Origin of the sequence: Pantoea sp. Fr-CA_6, assembly GCF_024520895.1 — a bacterium.
GTDB classification, from domain to species: Bacteria; Pseudomonadota; Gammaproteobacteria; order Enterobacterales; family Enterobacteriaceae; genus Pantoea; species Pantoea agglomerans.
Genome location: NZ_JALNPO010000007.1, coordinates 197049 through 217930, shown reverse-complemented (window position 1 = coordinate 217930; position 20882 = coordinate 197049). Strand labels below are relative to the sequence as shown.

General features: G+C 61.0%; 2 protein-coding genes. Both read right to left on the bottom strand.

All coding sequences use genetic code 11. The features are described from left to right. Window positions 1–255: 255 nt before the first annotated feature. On the bottom strand, window positions 256–2199 hold the full coding sequence (locus NR201_RS14780) for an Ig-like domain-containing protein (RefSeq protein ID WP_256849927.1): 1944 nt from the start codon (window positions 2197–2199) through the stop codon (window positions 256–258). A gap of 347 nt (window positions 2200–2546) precedes the next feature. Then, complete coding sequence (locus NR201_RS14775; RefSeq protein ID WP_256849926.1) at window positions 2547–20552, bottom strand: Ig-like domain-containing protein; 18006 nt, start codon at window positions 20550–20552, stop codon at window positions 2547–2549. Between the last annotated feature and the right edge of the window lie 330 nt (window positions 20553–20882).

Sequence of the window (20882 nt, the reverse complement as noted above, 5' to 3'; positions counted from 1 at the left end):
CAAAGCGAGCAAAAAGGGGTGCTACTCAGCGTCTGACAGATTTAATGCATTATTTTATTTATGGTTCGCAAGCGAGACGCTAAACGACCTTTAACATTATTAGATCAGATCCCGCGCTTATTCCTGCTAAAAACAGATGAAATCGTTAATATTTCTGCTGAACGAACGAAAAGCAACCACTGAGCGAGCTCGCGCCAATCCAGACAGGCTTAACAGACCTGTCCGGAAGGCAGTACGTTTACTAATGTGTCAGCGTCAGACCAAGGGGTGTGCCGCAGGATGCTGCAGCAGGTGGTCGGCGAGCGTATAAGGAATATCAGAGAACAGATGACTTTCCTGCGGTGCGGCGGCGGCAGAAGATGCCTGCGCCATGTGCGCCGTCTCCGCCTGCTGGGTCAGGCTGACCGTCTCCAGCAGCTGGTCCACCGTCTGACCCTCCAGCGGGTTGGCACTTTCAGTATGTGATGCCACCTGCACCGTCTGGCTGGCACTGGCCAGATTACCGGCGCTGTCTTTGCCGCTGACTGTCATCTGGTATTCACCATCGTCCAGCGGTGCCAGCTGCCCGGCCAGAATAGTCAGCGCCCAGCCGCCATCGGCTTTTACACTGGCGCTGTAGTGCTGATCGCCCAGCGTTAATTCCACCAGGCTGCCCGGTTGCAGATGACTGGAGCTGCCCTGAATCAGATGCCAGCTGTTGACATCGGCAGCATCAATTTTGTTATCACCAAAAGCCGTGTCCAGGGTCAGCGTTGGCCGCTGGTGCACGGCTACGGTAAAGAGTTTATCGCTGGTCTGGGTGTCGCTGTTGCCATATTCATCCCAGCGGTGAAAGGTGGCGGCGACCGGGCCATCCGGCAGCGCCAGCAGCTCGCTGGAGGTCAGTGTTACCATACCTTTGGCATCGGGCTGGTAGGTTTTACCGTTGATCTCCAGGGTGTTGGCGCCTTCAACGTAGAAGCTCAGATCGTGCTGCGCCTCCTGATAGTTGAGCGTCATGTCACCGCCGATATCCATTTCGGTGTAGATCGGAATAAAGCCGGTGTGGATATTCAGCTCATGCGTGACGTCGATGTAGTTTTTGGCCCCGTCGATCGACCAGGCGCGGATTTCCCCAACGTTGATAAAGGCGTGCACATCCGCTGCCGGGATCACCACCTGCCAGTGTCCATCATCGCCTATGGTGGCGGCATAATCTTTCTGGTTGGCACCCGTGATCACCAGGCGATGGCCCGGCATGACGGTGGAGAGCGTGCCGCTCAGTAGCAGGTCCTGCTGGCTTTCTGCCAGATTTATCACATCGTCCGCAGTGACCTTATCGAAGCTAATTTTTGGCAGGCTACTCAGATGGGTGATCAGCGTCAGATCGTGATATTCGGTGGCGGTTTTTCCATTGGGATCGGTCGCCGTGACTTTCAGGCTGTAGACCCCGTCTTTCAGCGCCTGCATATCGCTTTCATGAAATGTGCCATACCACTTACCGTCGTTTCCCATGCTGGCGGTGGTGGTTTGCGTCCCCAGCGTCAGTTTCAGCACCGACCCCACCGGCAAATGCGTTGCGCTGCCGCTGATCTCAACGCCATAAATGCTCTCAGCAATACTCACCGCGTTGTCACCACTGACCGTGTCCACGGTCAGCGTAGGTTTGATCGTACGGTCGGTATAGAGACCAAAATCTACGGTGGTTACCGTGCTTTGCCCTGCTTTATCGGTAATGGTCAGCGTCAGCGTGTGATTGCCATCCGCTACGCCTTTCAGCGTATCAGCCGGCATTGAGGCGTTCCAGTAGCCCCACTTATTGACGGTGCTGTGCCAGCTTTGATCGTTGAAGGTCAGCGTGACGGTGGAGCCCGCTTCACCTTCAGCACGACCGCGCAGATGCACCGGCTTTTGCGCTTCCCAGCCGGCGATCACGCCATCACTGGCGATCGGTTCATAGGGTCGCAGCATAGCGGGCGGCGAACTTTTGACCGCGCTGACAGCCAGTGTGCTGTCGTTGAGCGAGCTGCTAGGCGGTGACTCCGTGTAGAGCGTGGTGATCGGCAGGCTCTGGCTCTGCGTGGCGAAAGGAAGGCTCAGACTTTGCGTGGTGACCGGCGCAATGGCTGGCACTGCGCTATCGGCGACGGCAAAGTCGCTTACCGCCGTCTGAAAAATGGATTCAAGCCGGGTAGTACGAAGCGTATCGCGTGATGACATAGGTAACCTCAGTTCAGAACAGAAACGCAGACAAAAACCATCGGATAAACCGATCGTTTAGTCTGACGACATGGTAGTGGGACAGCTGAAGCTGCCCGTTTCCGCTGGTCGGAACCGGTTACCCGCAGGTAACAAGGATTGATAAACAGGACGCTAATAAAAGCGCCAAATAGAGTCAGAATGCTGATTTTACGGCGTGACGCCGTTTGTTGCGCCTACCCTAATCTTTCATCCTGCTAATGAATAGTGGCGATAATCTGGAAAATGCAATTATCACGTGACTAAAACAAAAAAAGCGGGTGCTTTCGCACCCGCTCTATTCATCTTCTGAACAGACCTTTCAGTCACTACACAACATGAACCTGCAGGTTCTGCTGCACCAGCACATCGCCCAGGGTGTTATCACTGGTCAGCGCCGAGTTGTGGTAGATCTCAAAGACTCTGCCCTCAACGGTACGCTCGCCCGTCACTTCCCAGATTCCGCCGTTGCTGTTAGCCAGTGTCACCTGGCTGCCATCTGCGCCTTTGATCAGCAAATCGTCACTCTGCTTATCCGTGATATTGAGTGCTTCATTGAGATCGAGCTTCACGGAGTTGGTTCCGGTTTTACCCAAATCGAGCACCTCAATGTGTTCGACCTTCAGGCCCAGCGCGGTGAGATCCAGACTGAGATGCTCACCATTCAGCACCAGGGTATCGGTGCCTGCGCCGCCATCAATATGGGTAAAGTTAAGGTCACTGACCGTCACGATATCCGCCCCGCTGCTGCCGGTCACTGTCGCCCCCTCAATGGTGCTGCCATCGGCCAGCGTAATCACGACGCCGCCGATGGTGTAACCCACCTCCTCTGCCGGTGCCGCTGCCACCGCGGCGTCATTTGCCGCCGCGTTTTCACTGCTGCTGACTGGCGTCACGGTATCCGCTTCGGTGATCAGCGTGGAAGCCACCGCCACATGGGCGCTGCTCTCATCGCTGCTGGTGCTGCTGTTATGCTGCGTCTCCGCGCTGGCGACAGTGGCGCTGTCATCCGCCACCGAGAACAGCGCAACCGATTCGTTTGCTGCCAGCGTTACCGGCAGCAGCGCACCCAGCAACAGGGTATTGGTGGTCGAGTAGCTGTTACCGGCCGCGTCGGTAATCGTGACTTTCGCCAGCGTTCCCAGCGACAGCAGCAGGCCACCCACCGACAGCAGTGAAGGTGAGAAGTTAACCGCGTAACGCCCCAGCGCATCGGTCGTGGTGTTCAGCGTCGGGCCGTTGTTGCCGTTGGAGAGCAGCAGCGTAACGTTCACTTTCGAGCCCTGCGCGGCATTCAGCGATCCCCCCTGCACCACCAGACCCGCCAGTAAGGAACCGACGATGCTCAGCACCGGATCGACCCCGACCAGCGGCTGATTGTGCGACAGCGCGGTAAAGCTGCTGGTACTGGTTGCGGTGTTGCCGCCAATGTCCGCCACCGTAACGGTGAGTGGATGGCTGCCATCGGCGATCCCTTTCAGCGTCGCTGACGGCACGCTGATGCTCCATGCGCCATTCGCACCAATGGTCGTGGTAAGGATATTACCCGCCACGTTCACCGTCACCGTGCCGCCCGCCGCGTTGGTGCTGGTTCCTCTGATGGTTTCAGTACTGTTGGCTTCCGCAATATTGAGGTAGCCATCGCCGCCAAAGAAGCTGTTGACGCTGACCGTCGGCGTGGTGTGACTGACCACACCCAGCGACGCCGAGGTGTTGCCAATGCTGCCCGCACCGTTGGTCACGCTGGCGGTGACGGTCTGCAGACCGTCAGTAATGGCAGCAAGGTTAGCCGCCGGAACAGAGAGGCTCCAGTTGCCGTTGCTGCTCACCGTGGTGCTGTAAGTCTGGCCGCCCAGCGTGACGCGCACGACCGATCCCTCGGCGTTGCTGGCGGTGCCGCTAATAGTCTGCGCCGTTTTGACATCTGCCGCACTCAGCGCACTGTCACCAAACAGCGAGGTAATGGCGACCACCGGCGTCGACTGACTGATGACGCTCAGCGTTCCGCTGCTGTTTGCCACGTTACCGTAGGCATCGGTGCCGGTGACCGTGACGGTTTTACTGCCGTCAGTGATAGCAACAAGATCCGCTTTCGGGACGGTAATACTCCAGTTGCCGCCGCTGACCACTTTGGTGGTGTAGGTCAGGCCATTCAGCGTGGCGCTGACGGTTGAACCGGCAGAGAGGCTGGACGTCCCGCTCAGGGTCTGGTTAGAGGCCAGATCCGCGGCGCTCAGCACGCCATCGCCAAACACCGTATTCACCGACAGGGTCGGCTGGAACAGTCCCAGTGACACGCCCGCGCTGGTGCTGCTGACGTTTCCGACCGGATCGGTGACGGCCGCGCTGACGGTGAAGTTCCCGTTCAGCAGCGTTGACAGAATCGCTGGCGAGACGGCGGTTGAGAAACTGCCATCCGCGTTGACCTGCGCGTTGACGATGGTGCTGCCAATTGCCAGCCTGACGCTGCTACCCGCAGCCAGCCCGGAGACCGTGCCGCTGATGGTCTGAGTCACCAGCGACTCCGCCAGGTTCAGCACGCCGTCGCCAAACAGCGGATTGAGGGTAACTTTCGGCAGGTTGTGAATACCGACCAGTGCCCCGGCCGTGGTGCTGTTGGTGTTACCCGCGCTGTCGGTGACGCTGATGCCCACGGTCAGATTGCCATCTGCAATCCCCTGCAACAGCGCTGGCGTCAGCGAGACGTTAAAGTTGCCATTGGCATCGGTCGCCGTCACCAACTGCTGTGAACCTACCGACACCACCACGCGCGATCCCGCTTCCGCGCCGCCAATCACCCCACCGATCACCTGGGTGACCAGCGAATCCGCCACGTTCAGCAGACCGTCGCCAAACAGCGGATTCACGGTGATGGTCGGCAGCAGCGTATCGACCCGGATACCGGCGCTGGTGCTGGCGGTATTGCCCGCCGCATCCGTTACCGATGCGCCCACCGTCAGGTTGCCCTGCGCCAGCGTGCCCAGAATATCTGGCGTCACCGTGGCGCTGAACGCCCCGCCCGCACCCACGGTGGCGGTCACCTGGCTGTTGCCAACCGAGAGCGTCACCACACTGCCCTGCGCGACGTTGTTCACCACCCCGCTGATCACCTGTCCGGTGGCGATATCAGCCAGGTTCAGCACCCCATCACCAAACAGTGAGGTCAGCGAGATTGATGGCGTCTGAGTAAAGATGCCGATGGATGCGCTGCTGGAGGCGACATTGCCCGCCACGTCTCTGACGCTGACGCCCAGCGTCAGATTGCCATCCAGCAGAGAGGTCAGATCGCTGCCCGGCAGGTTAACGCTCCACACTCCACCCGCCTGCACCGTCGTGCTGTAACTCTTGCTGCCAAAGGTGACCGTTACCTGGGAACCCACAGCCGCATTTTCTATCACGCCACTGACCAGTTGTCCGGCAGCGGCTTCCGCAATGTTCAGCAGGTTATCACCGCCAAACAGCCCGGTGAGCGCGCCAACCACCGGCACCGCATCGACAATCGCGGTGACGGTTTCACCGACGGTGCGGGTGTTGCCCGCGGCATCGGTCAGGGTGACGTCAAGCGCAAGATTGCCATCACTTAACAGGCCCAGCACCGAAGGCGGCACCACGATGGCCCATTTACCATCCTGGCCCACTGACGCAGAGAGCGTAGTGCCGCCCAGTACCACCGATACCGTGGCACCCACACCCGCCGAGGTCGCAACCCCGGAGATAGTCTGCGCCACCGTGGTATCCAGCGCGCTGAGCGTGCCGTCGCCGAACACCGAATCGACCACCAGCGTCAGCGCACTGTTGACCACTTTGTTGACCGTCAGCGTGGCGTCGGTCTGGTTGCCCGCACCGTCATTGACCCTCACGCCAAACACCAGCGCACCGTCAGTGAGACTCGACAGGACATCCGGCGCGAGATCGATGCTCCAGCGTCCGTCAGCACCCACCGTCGCGGTGGCGATCGGCGCGGCATCGCCCAGATAGAGACCGATGGTCTGGCCTTCTGCTCCCTGCGCGCTGCCGGTCAGCACCTGGCTTAGCACCAGGTCAGCGGCGTTGATCACGTTGTCGCCGAGGAACGCGTCGACCTGGACCAGCGGCGCGGCGGTATCCACCGTCACCGTCTGGGTGGTCGTCGTCACGTTACCGGCCGCATCCGCCAGCTGCGCGGTGATCACCGGCGAGCTGCCATCGGGAAGAGCCTGCATCGCGCTGGCAGGAACCGTTGCGGACCAGGTGCCGTTGCTCTGCACCACGGCGTTGTAGGTCTGATTATTGAAGGTCACCACCACCGTGCGACCCACTTCGCTGAGATCGGCGGTGCCACTGATGGCCTGGCTGGTGGCACTTTCATTGCCATTGACCTGGTTGTCACCGGTAAACGGATTGAGAGTCAGTGCCGGTGGCGTAAGGTCGATCAGCACGTTACCGCTGGTGGTCACAGGGGTAGTGCCATCGGTAGCATTCACCGTGATGGCGACGCTGCCGTCCGCATTGCCAAAGGCGCTGACCGGCAATGCCGCCGTTGACCAGTTGCCCGACGCATCCAGCGTAGTCGCGTACTCCTGACCATTGATCGACACCGTCACTACCCCACCCGCACCGAGGTTAGCGGAGGTGCCACTCACTACCACACCACCCGCCACATCCTGGGTGCTGATGATGTTGTCGCCCGAGACTGTGCCCAGCGTAACCAGCGGCCCTGGCGGTGGGGTAAGATCTACCGTCAGCGCAACCGTGCCGTTGGCGGTATTGCCTGCCAGATCGGTCACTGCCAGCGCCAGGGTCGTCGATGGACCAAAGGTGGCCATCTGTTCTGGCGTCAGCGTTACACTCCAGTTGCCGTTGGCTGTCACTATCGCGGTGCCAAGCAGCGTGTCATTCAGAGAGATTGAGACCACTGATCCCGGCTCGGCTCCCTCTGCGGTGCCGCTGAGACTCTGCGGCTGAATGCTCTCGGCGTAGTTCAGCGCATTGTCACCGGTAAAGGCGGCAACATTAAGCACCGGTGGTGTGGTGTCGAGCACCAGCGAACTGTTAATGGTGGTGCTGTTGCCCGCCGCATCGGTTGCCGTCACGGTAACCGGATAGGTGGCATCCGGCAGCAGTGAAAGCTCCGCCGTTGTCAGTGGCACCGTCCAGTTCCCATTGGCATCCACTGTCGCAGAATAGGTTGTGCCGCCAAGCGTAAGCTGCACAGTCTGATTCGCGCCCGCCTCACCGGTGGTTCCGCTCAGCGTCACTCCTGCGGCAACATCGCCGCCATTCACATAACTGCCAAGGAATTCCGGATTGACCGCAGGCTGCGGCGCGCTGAGATCCGCGGTGAACGGCAGCTGCGCCGACGCGCTGTTGCCCGCCGCATCCACGACGTTAACCGTCAGTGATTGCGCACCGTCACCCAGTGAACTCAGGGCGTTGGCAGGAATGTTAACAGTCCAGTTACCGTTGCTCGCCACGGTGCCAGAATAGAGGCTGCCGTTGACATCCACGGTAATGCTGACCGCCTGGTTCGCCCCGACACTGCCGGTGGTGCCGGTCAGGGTCACCCCTGCCGCGGCTTCACTGATGTTCAGCAGGTTGTCGCCGCCAAATGCGCCTGGGTTGAAGGTCGGCACAGGCAGCGCCACCTCTGTCACCACGTTCTGCGCCGTCGCGTCGCTGTTACCCGCGATATCGGTCGCCGTCACGGTAATGGTGTGGGTGCCGCTGGTGAAAGTGGCTAACTGCGCCGGCGACAGGGCCAGAGACCAGCTGCCATCGGTCTGCACCGTGGCTGCCAGCGGCTGACCGTTGTTAAAGCCGGAGATCAGCACCGTTACCGTCTGTCCGGCACCAGTAATGCCGGTTGTGCCACTGAGGATCTGTTCACCGGCCGCCTCTGCTGCGTTCAGCGCACCGTCGCCAAACGGCAGGTTCAGCGTCACGTCCGGCAGCGCATTCACGGCCACCAGCACAGTGCCACTGGTGCTGCCGACGTTGCCGTTCGCATCGGTAACCGTCACGCTCACCGGCCAGTTGCCATCCGGCAATGACTGCAATACAGAAGGCGGCAGATCCAGCGACCAGCGCGAACCATCCGCACTGAGCGTAGCGGAATAGACCGTGCCATTAACGGCTACCGTAACCGAGGTGGCATTATCAATGTTTACCGCACCGGTCAGTGATCCGCCTGCGGCGGCCTCCTCAGCATTGATACGGCCATCAATAAATGGCGTATCCAGCGTTGGATTAGCAATCGGCGTAATCGCGGCGACGAACGTTTTGGTCGTTTCAATGCTGTTACCGGCCCGATCCGTGGTGGTGAGGGTCAGGGTATGTTCACCGGTTCCCAGGCTGGCAATGAACTCTGGGGGCAGGCTGGCAGTCCAGTTGCCATTGGCATCGACCGTCACCGACAGCGGGATATTGTCATCGCCTACCGTGACGCTCAGGGTCTGGCCCGGCACGACGGTGGAGGTGCCGGTGACCAGCTGAACGGAGCCTGCTTCGCTGATATTAATGATGTTATCGCCGAACAGTGTCGTGTCGAAGGCGGCTGAAACAGGATCACTCTGCAGGATCTCAACGCCTGCGGTAACCTGCGCCGGATTACCGGCACCATCCGCGGCGCTGACCACCACCTGTGTCAATCCATCGGCCAGGCCCGTCAGCGCGCCCGGTGCCAGGTTCAGCGTCCAGTTACCGCTGACATCCGTGGTGGTGCTGAAGTTCTGCCCGCCTACAGAGATGTTCACCACGCTGCCTTCCGGCAGATTGGTACTGTCACCACTCAGCGTTAACGCCCCTTCCGCATCTGCCGCACTGATCAGCGCATCGCCAAACGGCGTATTCAGCGTCAGCGCTGGCAGGGTATTAAATGCTACGTCCAGTGTCGTGGTGCTATCCGTGGTGATATTGCCCGCCGCGTCGGTGACCGAAACGGTAATCGCATTGGGGCCGTCCGCCAGCTGCTGCAGGTCAGCGGTCGGAATAGTAAGTGACCAGTTACCGTCGGCATCGGCCGTGGTGGTATAGCTGACGTTATTTAGCGTCACCGTCACCGGCAATGCGCCGGTGGTGCTGCCGCTGATGGTGAGATCCTGCAGCGACTCCGCCAGGTTAAGGGTATCTCCCGCATCGACCGTGATATTCGTCAGCGCAGGCGGTGTGGTAATGAAACTGACCTCCTGAGTGGCGGTCGCCGGATTGCCTGCGACATCAGTGGCGGTCACGGTAAAGATTTGCGTGCTGCCCGGAGCCACGCTGGTAAAGGCAGCAGACGGCACATTCACCGTCCAGTTGCCGTCAGCGTCGAGCGTGGTGCTGTAGTCAGTGCCGTTAAACGACACCGTCACCAGCGTACCCGCTGCCAGCAGGGTGCTGCTGCCGCTGACCGCGACATCCGCTGTGGCCTCGGTGGCGTTAATCACATCATCGCCGGCTACCACGTTCATGGTCAGCGTCGGCTGAACCTGCGCGCTGGCCAGCACGACCAGGCTGGTGCTGGCGCTGGCCGGATTGCCAGACGTATCCGCTGAGACCACGACCAGCAGCTGATCGCCATCCGGCAGATTACCCAGATCGGCGGCCGGAACGGTCACCGTCCAGCTGCCGTCGGCTGCCACCGTGCCGCTGTACTGAATGTTATTCAGCGTCACCGTCACCAGCTGGCCTTCCACCAGGTTGTTACTGGTGCCGCCGATGTTCAGATCCTGTAGCGACTCCGCCTGGTTAAGGAAATTATCGTCACTGATGGTCCCGATGGTCAGGGTTGGCAGGTTCAGAGTGTCAGCATCACGCGTCAGGGTCTGGGTGGCCGTGGCCGGGTTCCCCGCCGCATCGGTCATCGAGACAGCAACGGTGTAGCTGCCGTCAGCCAGCCCCTGCACGACGCTGGCTGGCAGTGTCACCTCCCAGGTGCCGTCAGAGAGCACCTGAGTGGTGTAATCGACGTTCTGGAAGCTGACGGTGACCGTCTGTCCGGCATCCGCTACCGACGCACTGCCGCTGATGGCGACCGCTTCCAGCACCTCTACCGAATTGATGATGTTGTCGCCGCCGATGGCATTGACGGTCAGCACTGGCGGCGTGAGATCGACCGTAACGGCGCTGGTCAGCGAACCACTGTTACCGGCGGCATCGCTGGCATTGACCACCAGCGTAGTAACCCCCTCGCCCAGCGTCTGCACCTGATCTGCTGTTAAGGTCAGCGTCCAGTTACCCTGCGCATCCACCGTAGCGGAATAATCATTCCCGCCCAGCGTCACGCTGACGGTCTGGCCGTTGCCCGCTACACCGGTGCTGCCAGTCAGCGTCTGACCGACCCCCTGTTCCGCCAGGTTCAGATAACCATCACCAAACGGGGTGTCTATGCTGACGGCCAGCGACGCCGTCGCCACGGTGATTTCACGGGTTTCGGTTACCGGGTTACCCGCCGCATCGCTGACCGTCACGGTCAGAATGTACGCCCCGGCCGGAATGCCGGCCAGCGAACCCGCAGGCAGCGTCAGATTCCACTCGCCGTTCTGGTCAACCGTGGTGGTCCAGGTCTGGTTGTTCAGGGTAATGGTGACCTGCTGTCCCGCTTCGGCATTGCTGTTGCCGCTGAGAACAATCGGCGCGGTGCTTTCGGCAATATTGATACTGTTATCGCCCGCAACCGTATTCAGTGTCAGGGTCGGTGGCGTCAGATCCACCGTCACGCTGCCCTGGCTGCTGCCGGTGTTACCCGCTGCATCCTGGACTGTGACGGTATAGTTCAGGAGATCTTCCGGCAGGCCGGCCAGCGCGGAAGCCGGCACGCTGATCTGCCAGTTGCCATTGCCGTCGACGGTGCCGTTGTAGGTTGCGCCATTCAGCAGCACGCTCACCGTCTGGCCGTCACCGGTTATGCCGGTGGTGCCGCTCAGGGTTTGTGCTGTGGCGATCTCGCTGCTGTTGAGCAGGCCATCGCCAAAGGCCGAGACGATCTGCGGTGCTGGCAGCGTCGCCAGCACGCTGAGCGCTGCCTCGCTGCTCAGGGTCGCCCCGCCGCTGTCCGTTGCGGTGACCGTCAGGGTGTAAGGTCCATCGGCGAGCGCCGTCAGTGCCTCAGCCGGAACGATCACTGTCCAGCGGCCGCTGGCCGAGACCTGCGCGGTGTAGCTGATGTTGTTAAACAGCAACGTGACCGTGCTGCCCTCTGTCACGTTCACCGACGTACCGGTGACGATCAGGGCCTGACCCAGCTCCTGCGCATTCAGGTAGTTGTCTTCGCTGATGGCATCCATCGCCAGGCCAGAGGCATTGCTGTTGACGTCAAAGGTGAGATTGCTGGTGGTGGTGTTGCCCGCCACATCGCTGACCGCCACGGTAAAACTGGCGCTGCCATCATTAATCGCGGCCAGCGCACCGGCTGGCACGATCATGCTCCATGCCCCGCTCGCCTGCACGGCGGCGCTGTAGACTGTGCCGTCAACGGTGACGGTAACCAGCTGACCCGCTTCGACGTTGGTGGTGGTGCCGGAGAGACGTTGATCGGTGAGGCGCTCCGCGCCATCGACCACGTTGTTACCGGCAAAGGCATCCAGCGTCAGGGTCGGCAGTGTGCCTGGCTCCACTTTCAGCGCCAGGTCGCGGCTGGTGGTGGTGGCATTTCCTGCCGCATCGCTGGCGGTCACGGTCAGCGGATAGCTGCCGTTGCCCAGCCCGGTGTAAACCGTGGCGGGCAGATCCAGCGACCAGACGCCGTTGACGTCAGCGGTGGTGCTCAGGGTGGTGCCGTTAAAACTGGCCACAATCAGGGCGTTAGCTTCACTGCTGCCGGTCAGCGTCAGCGGCTGCTGACTTTCAGCGGCGTTAATGATGCCATCGGATGGCGTAATGAAGTTCACCACCGGAGGCAGCGTATCCACCACGAGGTTGCCATCCGCCTGGCTGTTGTTGCCCGCCACATCACTGACGACCACGGTGTAGCCACTATTGCCCTGTGGCAGCGCAGACAAGACATCGGCCGGAACGGCGACCTGCCAGTTGCCTGCGGCATCGACCGTGCCGCTGTAGTTGTTGCCGCCCAGCGTCACGACGACGGTCTGGCCGTCGCCGGTCACGCCCGTGTTACCGGTGATCGTGCCACCGGCGGCGGCTTCCTCACCGTTCAGAATGCCATCATCAAAGGCCACGCCCGGGGTCGCCACCGGCAATGCGCTGGCGATCACCGTCAGGGTAGCGTCGCTGGTCGCCAGCGGCTGTCCGTTAGCGTCGCTGGCGGTGGCGGTGATGGTCTGCGGGCCATCTGCCGTTCCGGTAAAGGTGCCTGCCGGTAAGGTCAGGCTCCAGCTTCCATCTGCCGTCACGGTGGTGCTGACCGTGGTGCCGTTGGCCAGCACGGTGACAATGCTGCCGTCAGGCAGACCGCTGGTGCTGCCGCTGACTACAACGGCGCCACCCAATTCCTGCGCATTGAGGTAGTTGTCGTCACTGACGGGTGCCAGCGCGATCGACGGCAGGGTGTTGTCCACACTGAAGTCAAGCGGGCTGCTGGCGGTGTTACCCACGGCGTTGATGACGCTGACGTTCAGTGTCTGGTTGCCTTCTCCCAGTTCAGCCAGGGCGCCCGCAGGCAGAATAATGCTCCAGTTGCCGCTGGCCTCAACCACACCGCTGTATTCGATGCCATTCAGGGAGATGATCACCTGCTGGCCCGGTTCGACATTCGTGCTGCTGCCGCGCACCGTTATCGGCTGCAGCTGCTCCGCTGCCGTGACGATGCCGTCACCGGCGAAGGTGCTGCTGTCGATGGTCAGTACAGGTTGCACGTCCGGCGCGGTTGCCACATTCAGATCAACCACCTGGCTGCTCTGATTCCCGTTAGCACTGGTTTCCGTCACCGTCACCAGATTACTGCCTGGAGGCAGTGCCGCCAGCGCTTCAGGGGCGATCTGCAGCGTCCACTGGCCGTTAACGCCAACGGTGGTGCTGTAGAGCTGGTCATTGAGCTGGACTGTGACCACGTCACCATTCTGACCACTGCCACTTACCACCAGCGGCTCTGCCAGTTCCCCGACGTTCAGCGCGTTATCACCGCTGACCGGCGCGACGACCAGCGGAGGCGGCGTAGTCGCAACCGTCAGGGCACTGTTCTGGCTGCTGCTGTTACCGGCTGCGTCGGTGACGGTGACCACCACCGGATAGCTGCTGCCATTGGTCAGACCGGCAAGCGCCGCTGGCGGAACAGCCAGCGCCCAGTTTCCGTCACCATCAACGGTGCCGGTGTAGGTCACGCCATTCAGCGTCACACTGACGCGATCGCCTTCACTGCCTGCGCCGCTGAAACTGAACCCTGCCGCCTGCTCAGCGATGTTCAGCACGCCATCACCCGCGGGCGCAGCGATACTGAAGTCTGGTGCCGTGGTATCCACGGTAACCGACACTGGCGTAGTGGCGACGTTGCCGCTGACGGTGGTGACGGTCACGTTGAGATCGTAACGGCCATCTGGCAACTGTTGCAGATTCGCAGCAGGCACGGTGGCGGTCCAGCTGCCATCGGCGGCAACCACTGCGTCATAGGTCTGGCCATTCAGCGCAAGGCTGACGCTGCTGCCCGGCGTAACGGTGCCGCTGAGGGTCAGATCGGTGGCGGTTTCAGCCTCATTAATCGTGCCATCGGTAGCAATCGGGTTAACGGTCAGCGCCGGTACGCCGGTATCAACAATCAGCGGCTCGCTGATGCTGGTGCTGTTACCCGCTTCATCACTCACCGTCACGGTAATCGGATTGCTGCCCTGCGCAAGTGCCTGCAGTCTGTCTGCGGGTATCGTCACGCTCCATTCACCATTCGCGTCTACAGTGGCCGGATAGCTGGCACCGCCCAGGGTCACGCTGACGGCCTGGCCTGGCAGCACTGTGCCGGTCAGCGTCTGCGCCGCGCTGGCTTCATCGGTATTGAGTATGCCGTCAGTGAATGGCGTGTTGATTTGCGGGTCTGCCAGCGGCGCGGTCGCCACCAGCAGCGGCAGGCTGTTCTGCACATCACCCGAAGAGACGGTAACGGTGGTCGTGCCCTGCGGCAGCGTCGCCAGATCGGCAGCCGGCACGGTCAGGGTCCACGCACCGGTTTCATCGGTCGTCGTGCTGTAGACGGTGCCGCCAGTCACCAGCGTTACGCTGATCGGGCTGTTAGCCGGCAGGTTCGCTGAACCGCCGCTGAGGATAAGATCGCTCTGCGCCTCCAGGGCATTCAGCGCATTGTCGTCACTGATTGGGGCAATCGACAGCGACGGTACGGGTGAAGTAATCACGCTGAACTGCCCTTCAGCAGGCAGCGCCGGGTTACCGGCCACATCGGTAATCGCCACGGTGAAGGTTTTATCGCCTGCACCGCCCAGCGATCCGGCTGGCAGCGACACACTCCAGCTACCGTTCGCCTGTACTACGCCATCGTAAGACTGGCCATTGATGGTCAGCAATACCGGCTGACCTGCCGGTACGCCGGTGACGTTACCGGTGACCATAATGTCGGTGAGCTGTTCAGCGCTGTCGACCTGATTATCGCCGGTCACGGGATTAATGGTCAGCGCCGGCGACGTTGCCGCCAGCACAGTGACGCTGGTCGGTACGGTGCTGCTGTTACCATATGCATCGCTGAGTACCACATCCACCGGATAGGTTGCGTCACCCAGTTGGCTGATAATCGCGGCGGGCACCGTAACACTCCACGCGCCATCGGTATCCACGGTGGCGGTGTAGGTCTCGCCATTGAAACTCACCGTGACGGTGTCGCCCTGGGCCCCCCCGCGTCCGTCGAGTGTGAGATCCTGAGTGTGTTCAGCGATATTGATATAACCATCACTGCCCGGCGTGGAGACTTCCAGCAGCGGCGGTGTGGTGGCGAAAATCAGTGAACTGCTGGCTGGCGTGGTATTACCATCGGCGTCTGTCGCCACTACCGATACCGGTTGGGTACCGTTGGGCACATTTGCCAGGTCGGATGCCGGAACGGTGACACTCCAGCTGCCACCCTGCGCCACCACGGCGCTGTAGGCCACGTTATTCAGCGTGACGCGGATGATGTCGCCTTCGTCGCCGGTTCCGCTGACGATTAGCGGCTGCTGCGCGTCGCTGACGTTGATCACGCCATCATCGCTGAGATCGTTGAGCGTCAGAGCGGGCACCGCGGTAGCCACCCGCAGTTCCGTATTCTGAGTGCTGATGTTACCGGCCGGATCGGTCACGGTGACGGTCACCGGATAGGTCTGATTGGTCAGCGTGCCGAGATCGGCCACCGGGACGGATGCACTCCAGTTACTGTTTTCGTCAACAATGGCGGTGTAGGACTTACCGTTTAACTCCACCGTCACGCTGTCGCCCGGGGTGCCGGTTCCGCTGATTTGCAGCGGCGTAGTGAGTTCGTTGTTGGTCAGGACGCCATCACCGCCCGGTGCGGTAACGGTCGCAACCGGAGACTGCGTGCTGACCGCCAGCGGCTGCGTCTGGGTGGTGGTGTTACCGCTGGCATCTGTCAGCGTAACCACCAGCGTATAGCTGCTGCCATCTGACAGGGCCTGCAGCGCCGCTGGCGGCAGATCCACCGTCCAGTTGCCCTGCCCATCTACGGTGGCGCTGTAACTCACGTTATTCAGCGAGACAGAAACCACTTCGCCCGGCAACGCACCTGAACCGCTGACCGGCAGACCGGCAGCCACTTCGCTGCTGTTGAGAATGCCATCGCCGCCTGCGACCTCTGCCACAATCAGATTCGGTGGCAGCGTGTCGACGCTGAAGTTGAGCGTCTCGTACACGCGGTTGCCTGCTTCATCAATCGCGGTAATGATCAGGCTGTTGGCGCCCTGTGGCAGTAAGGCGAGATCGGCGGCCGGCAGCGCCAGGCTCCAGCTACCGTCAGGATTGACCGTGGTGCTGTAGGTTTTACCGTTAAGTTCCAGTTCAACCTGCTGGCCCGGCACGGCTTTGCCGGTGCTGCCGCCGATCAGCAGATCGCTGCCCGCTTCCACCCGGTTGAGAAGGCCATCGGTGATTGCGCTCTCCTCCAGCGTGATTTGCGGCAGCGTGGCTGCGACTACATTCAGCTGAGCGGAGTCGGTCAGCAGTGCGCCGGTGGCGTCGGTGGTGGTGACCGAAATCAGTTTTACGCCGTCGGTAATAGTGGTGAGATCGCCTGCCGGAACGGTGACGCTCCAGAAGCCATTGCTGTTCACTACCGCGCTGTAATTGCTGCCGTTAAAGTTAAGCTGCACTGCCTGGCCCGGGTTAACGCCGACTGCAGATCCGCTGATGATCAGATCGCTGCTCAGCTCCTGCTGGTTCAGGAAACCATCAAGGCTGACAGGTTCACTAATGGAAACCACGCCAGGTTCGCCTGCCGCCGGGGCGACGTTAATATCGCGGGTGTCGGTAGCTGAGGCGCCTGCCGCCGTTGTGACGCTGACCGCGATGGTGCTGCTGCCCGCCGCCAGTGCGCTGAGCGCCGCAGAGGGGATCTGCGTGCTCCAGCTGCCATCCGCGTTGACCAGCGCAGTGTAATTTTGGCCGCCCAGGGTAATGGTGACCGTCTGGCCCGCCTCCACGTTGCTAGTGCTGCCGGACAGCGTCTGGTCCAGCGCTTTTTCGCTGTTATCCAGCAGATCGTCACCGGCAAACAGGGCGATCGTCACCGTCGGCGTACCCGGTTCCGCTGGCGCTTCCACCGCAATCACCCGATCTTCGCTGACTGTTACGCCCGCCTGATTGGTGACTGTGGCCGCGATAGTCGCGTTGCCCGCCGTCAGTGCCGCCAGCGCGCTGGCCGGGACGCTCAGGCTCCAGCTGCCATCCGCGCCGACCGTGGCGCTGTAAGTCTGGTCGCCCAGCGTAACGGTCACGACCTGACCCGCCTCGACATTGGTTGAGCTGCCGCTCAGCAGCTGATCGCTGGTTTTCTCATCGTTGCTCAGCACGTCATCCACGGCGAACTGATCGAGCGTGATAGTGGGCTGGCCCGGCTCGGTAACCGGCGGCTCAACCGTGATCGGCAGCGTGTCACTGACGGTGGTGCCTGCCGCGTTGCTGACCGTGACCACCAGCGAGGCAGAACCTGCTGCCAGCGCACCGAGTGCATCGGCCGGAATGGCAATGTTCCAGCTGCCGTCGGCGCCAACCGTTCCGCTGTAGCTTTGGCCGCCCAGCGTCACCGTGACAATCTGGCCCGCCTCGACGTTGGTGGTGCTGCCGGAGACCGCCTGCGCTTCCAGCTTCTCATCGTTGCTCAGGATGTTGTCGTCAGCAAAGGCATTGAGGGTTAGCGTCGGGGTGCCTGGCCCGGTGCCCGAGGACTCCACCAGGAAGTCGCGGGTTTCAGTGATCTGAGTACCAGACTGATCTGTCACCGTCACATTCAGGGCTGCGCTACCGGCTGTCAGCGCTGCCAGTGAACTGGCAGCAATCGACACGCTCCAGCTGCCATCCGCGCCGACCGTGGCGGTAAAAGTCTCTCCGTTCAGAGTGACAGTGACCTGCTGGCCTTCACCGATATTGGTGGTGGTGCCGCTCAGCAGCTGATCGCTGGCTTTCTCGCTGTTGCTGAGGATGTCATCCCCGGCAAAGGCGTCGATGGTTACGGTGGCTTCACCCGGCTGCGTTACCGGGGCTTCGACAGTGACTGGCTGCGTTGAAGTGACTGTGTCGCCCGCTGCATTACTGACCGAGACGGTCAGTGTGGTGGTGCCTGCTGCCAGCGCATTCAGCGCGGCTGACGGCACGGCGACGCTCCAGCTGCCATCACCCTGCACGCTGGCACTGTAGGTCTGACCGCCCAGGGTGACCGTCACGATCTGCCCGGTTTCGATATTACTGGTGCTACCGCTGACAAGCTGATCGACCGCTTTTTCGTCGTTGCTCAGAAGGTTATCGCCGGCGAAATCATTCAGGATCAGAGACGGCACGCCCGGTTCCGTTACTGGCGCCTCAACTGCGATATCGCGGATTTCGGTAGTGCTCACGCCATCGGCATTGCTGACGGTAACGCTGATGGTATTAGCTCCCGCCGGCAGATTACCCAGCGCGGCTGCCGGAACAATTACACTCCAGTTACCACTGCCATCGACGGTGCCGAGGTAAGTCTGGCCACCGAAGGTGACTGTCACCGTCTGGCCCGCTTCGATGTTGGTGGTGGAGCCGGAGAGCGTCTGGGCCGTCCCTTTTTCATCGTTGCTGAGGATGTCATCCCCGGCAAACTGACCAATGGTGACTGTGGGTTCGCCCGGCAATGTGACAGGCGCTTCCACGGTGATGGGCAGCGTGCCGGTCACGGTATCACCGGCCACATTGCTGACTGAAACCGTCAGCGTCGTTTCACCTGCCGCCAGGGCGCTCAGGGCCGCCGATGGCAAAGTAACGCTCCAGTTGCCCTGCGAATCAACGCTGCCGCTGTAAGTCTGGCCGCCCAGGGTGACGGTTACCAGCTGACCGGGTTCAACATTGCTGGTGCTGCCGGTGAGTGTCTGATCGGTGACTTTCTCCCCATTACTCAGCACGTTGTCCCCGGCAAAATCATCCAGCGTGACGGATGGCGGGCCCGGAACGACCGGCGTATCAATGCTGATCGCGCGGTTTTCACTGGCTTCAATGCCAGCCTGGCTGGTGACGACCGCGGAAATCGCCACCGAACCGGCTGCCAGCGCATTCAGTGCCGCAGGCGAGAGCGTGACGCTCCAGTTGCCCTGCGCATCCACTACTGCGCTGTAGGTCTGATCGCCCAGCGTGATGGTGACAATCTGGCCCGCTTCCACATTGGTGGTGGTGCCGCTAAGAACCTGATTGCTGCTTTTCTCGGCATTGCTGAGAATGTCATCACCGGCAAACTGATCGATGGTGATAACGGGCGTACCCGGCTGAGTCAGTGGTGGCTCTACGTTTACGGTCAGGCTACCGCTGGCGGCGGTTCCTGCCTGGTTAGCAACGGTGGCAGTCACCGTGGTGGTGCCGGATGCCAGTGCGGTCAGCGCATCAGCAGGCACGGTAATGCTCCAGCTACCGTCGCCTGCCACGCTGCCGCTGTAGCTCTGGCCGCCCAGTGTAACCGTGACGATCTGCCCGGCTTCGACGTTGGTGGTGCTGCCGCTAAGAATCTGATCGCTGGTTTTTTCTGCGTTGCTCAGCACGTCGTCGCCGGTAAACGGGGCGATCGTCAGGGCTGGCACACCAGGGGTGGTGTCAGGTGCCTGCACCTGGATACCCAGGCTGGCGGCAGCCGCCGTGCCCGCGGCGCTGGTCACACTGACCGAAATGGTGCTGCTGCCTGCAGCCAGCGCCGAGAGTGCGGCAGCCGGAATTGAGACGCTCCAGCTGCCATCCGCCCCCACAGTGGCGTTATAGCTCTGTCCGCCCAATGTCACACTGACCTGCTGGCCCGCTTCGACATTGCTGGTGCTGCCGGACAACGTTTGTGGCGTGGTTTTTTCGCTGTTATCCAGCAGGTTATCGCCCGCAAACGGGTTCAGGCTAATGGACGGCGCAGCCGGTGTGCCGGGATCGGCGGCCGCGACGGTAATGGGCAGGCTGCCGGTGGTCGTCGTGCCCGCCGCGTTAGTGACGCTGACGTCGATGGTGGTGGTGCCTGCGGCGAGTCCCGCCAGCGCGGCAGCAGGAATAGTGACGCTCCAGCTGCCGTCAGCACCGACGGTGGCGTTGTAGGTCTGGCCGCCCAGCGTGACAGTGACAATCTGACCCGCTTCGACATTACTGGTGGTGCCGCTCAGTACCTGATCGCTGCTTTTTTCCGCGTTATCCAGAACATCATCGCCAGCGAATGCATTGAGCGTGATGGCAGGCGTCCCCGGCGTGACCGGTGTTCCAGGATCGGTGCCACCGTCATTGCCGCCACCGTTACCCCCACCGCCGCCACCACCACCGCCGCCGACGCCAACGGCCAGACCGGCTAAGCCGAGCACACCCAGACCGCCCGCCGTTATCACACCCATCGAGGTGTTGGCGTTATCTGCCAGCAGCAGCGGCTCTACGCTGTCGAGTGATTCATAGGTTGGCGTGACCGACGTGGAAGCGAGTTCAGCCCCTTCTGCGGTCTGCGGAAAGAGCGCGTGTTCCGGTGGGTTGACGCCATCATCGAACACCAGTTCGCTGTGCTGGCCATCGGCGTCGTCGAGGAAGAATTTCTGATAGCGGACAGTCTTGCCGTCGCGCATATGCAGCACCAGATCGTTACCCTGGCGCTCATACTGCGTCACCATGTCGCGGGTGCCGCTGATGCGCACGACGCTGGGCTCGGTGAGGTTAATGGATTGTGACGAACCGCTGACGGACTGCGAGATGAGTGTGCCGTTTTCGCGCGAGATAATGTCTACACGGCCTTGCGTGAGTTCTGCCATTTGTAACCTCTACTCCACCAGATTAGCTAATATACTGAATCCATAAACATAAAATTATTTTATGCTTACAGTGTTCACACATAGTTTCACCTTCTGAAGATCAGAAGATGTCTTAACCTGGTGTATGTCGAAACGGCAAAGCCAAAGCTGGTCACACGCTCTAATCAGAGTGGCGAGTGACGGTGTTATTGTTAGTTTTACTTGTACAGACTCACGCAAAATGTAACGTTTCTGACAGATTAAGTTTTAGCGTAGCCGTGTTAAAAAACAATTTCAATGTACAGATTTCATTATGTTTTAATCTTCATTACATAAGCCTCACTTGAAATA

What these genes read in the sequence shown, in the direction of transcription:
- NR201_RS14780 (WP_256849927.1), bottom strand. Translation starts at nt 2,199, where the DNA reads ATGTCATCACGCGATACGCTTCGTACTACCCGGCTTGAATCCATTTTT.
- NR201_RS14775 (WP_256849926.1), bottom strand. Translation starts at nt 20,552, where the DNA reads ATGGCAGAACTCACGCAAGGCCGTGTAGACATTATCTCGCGCGAAAAC.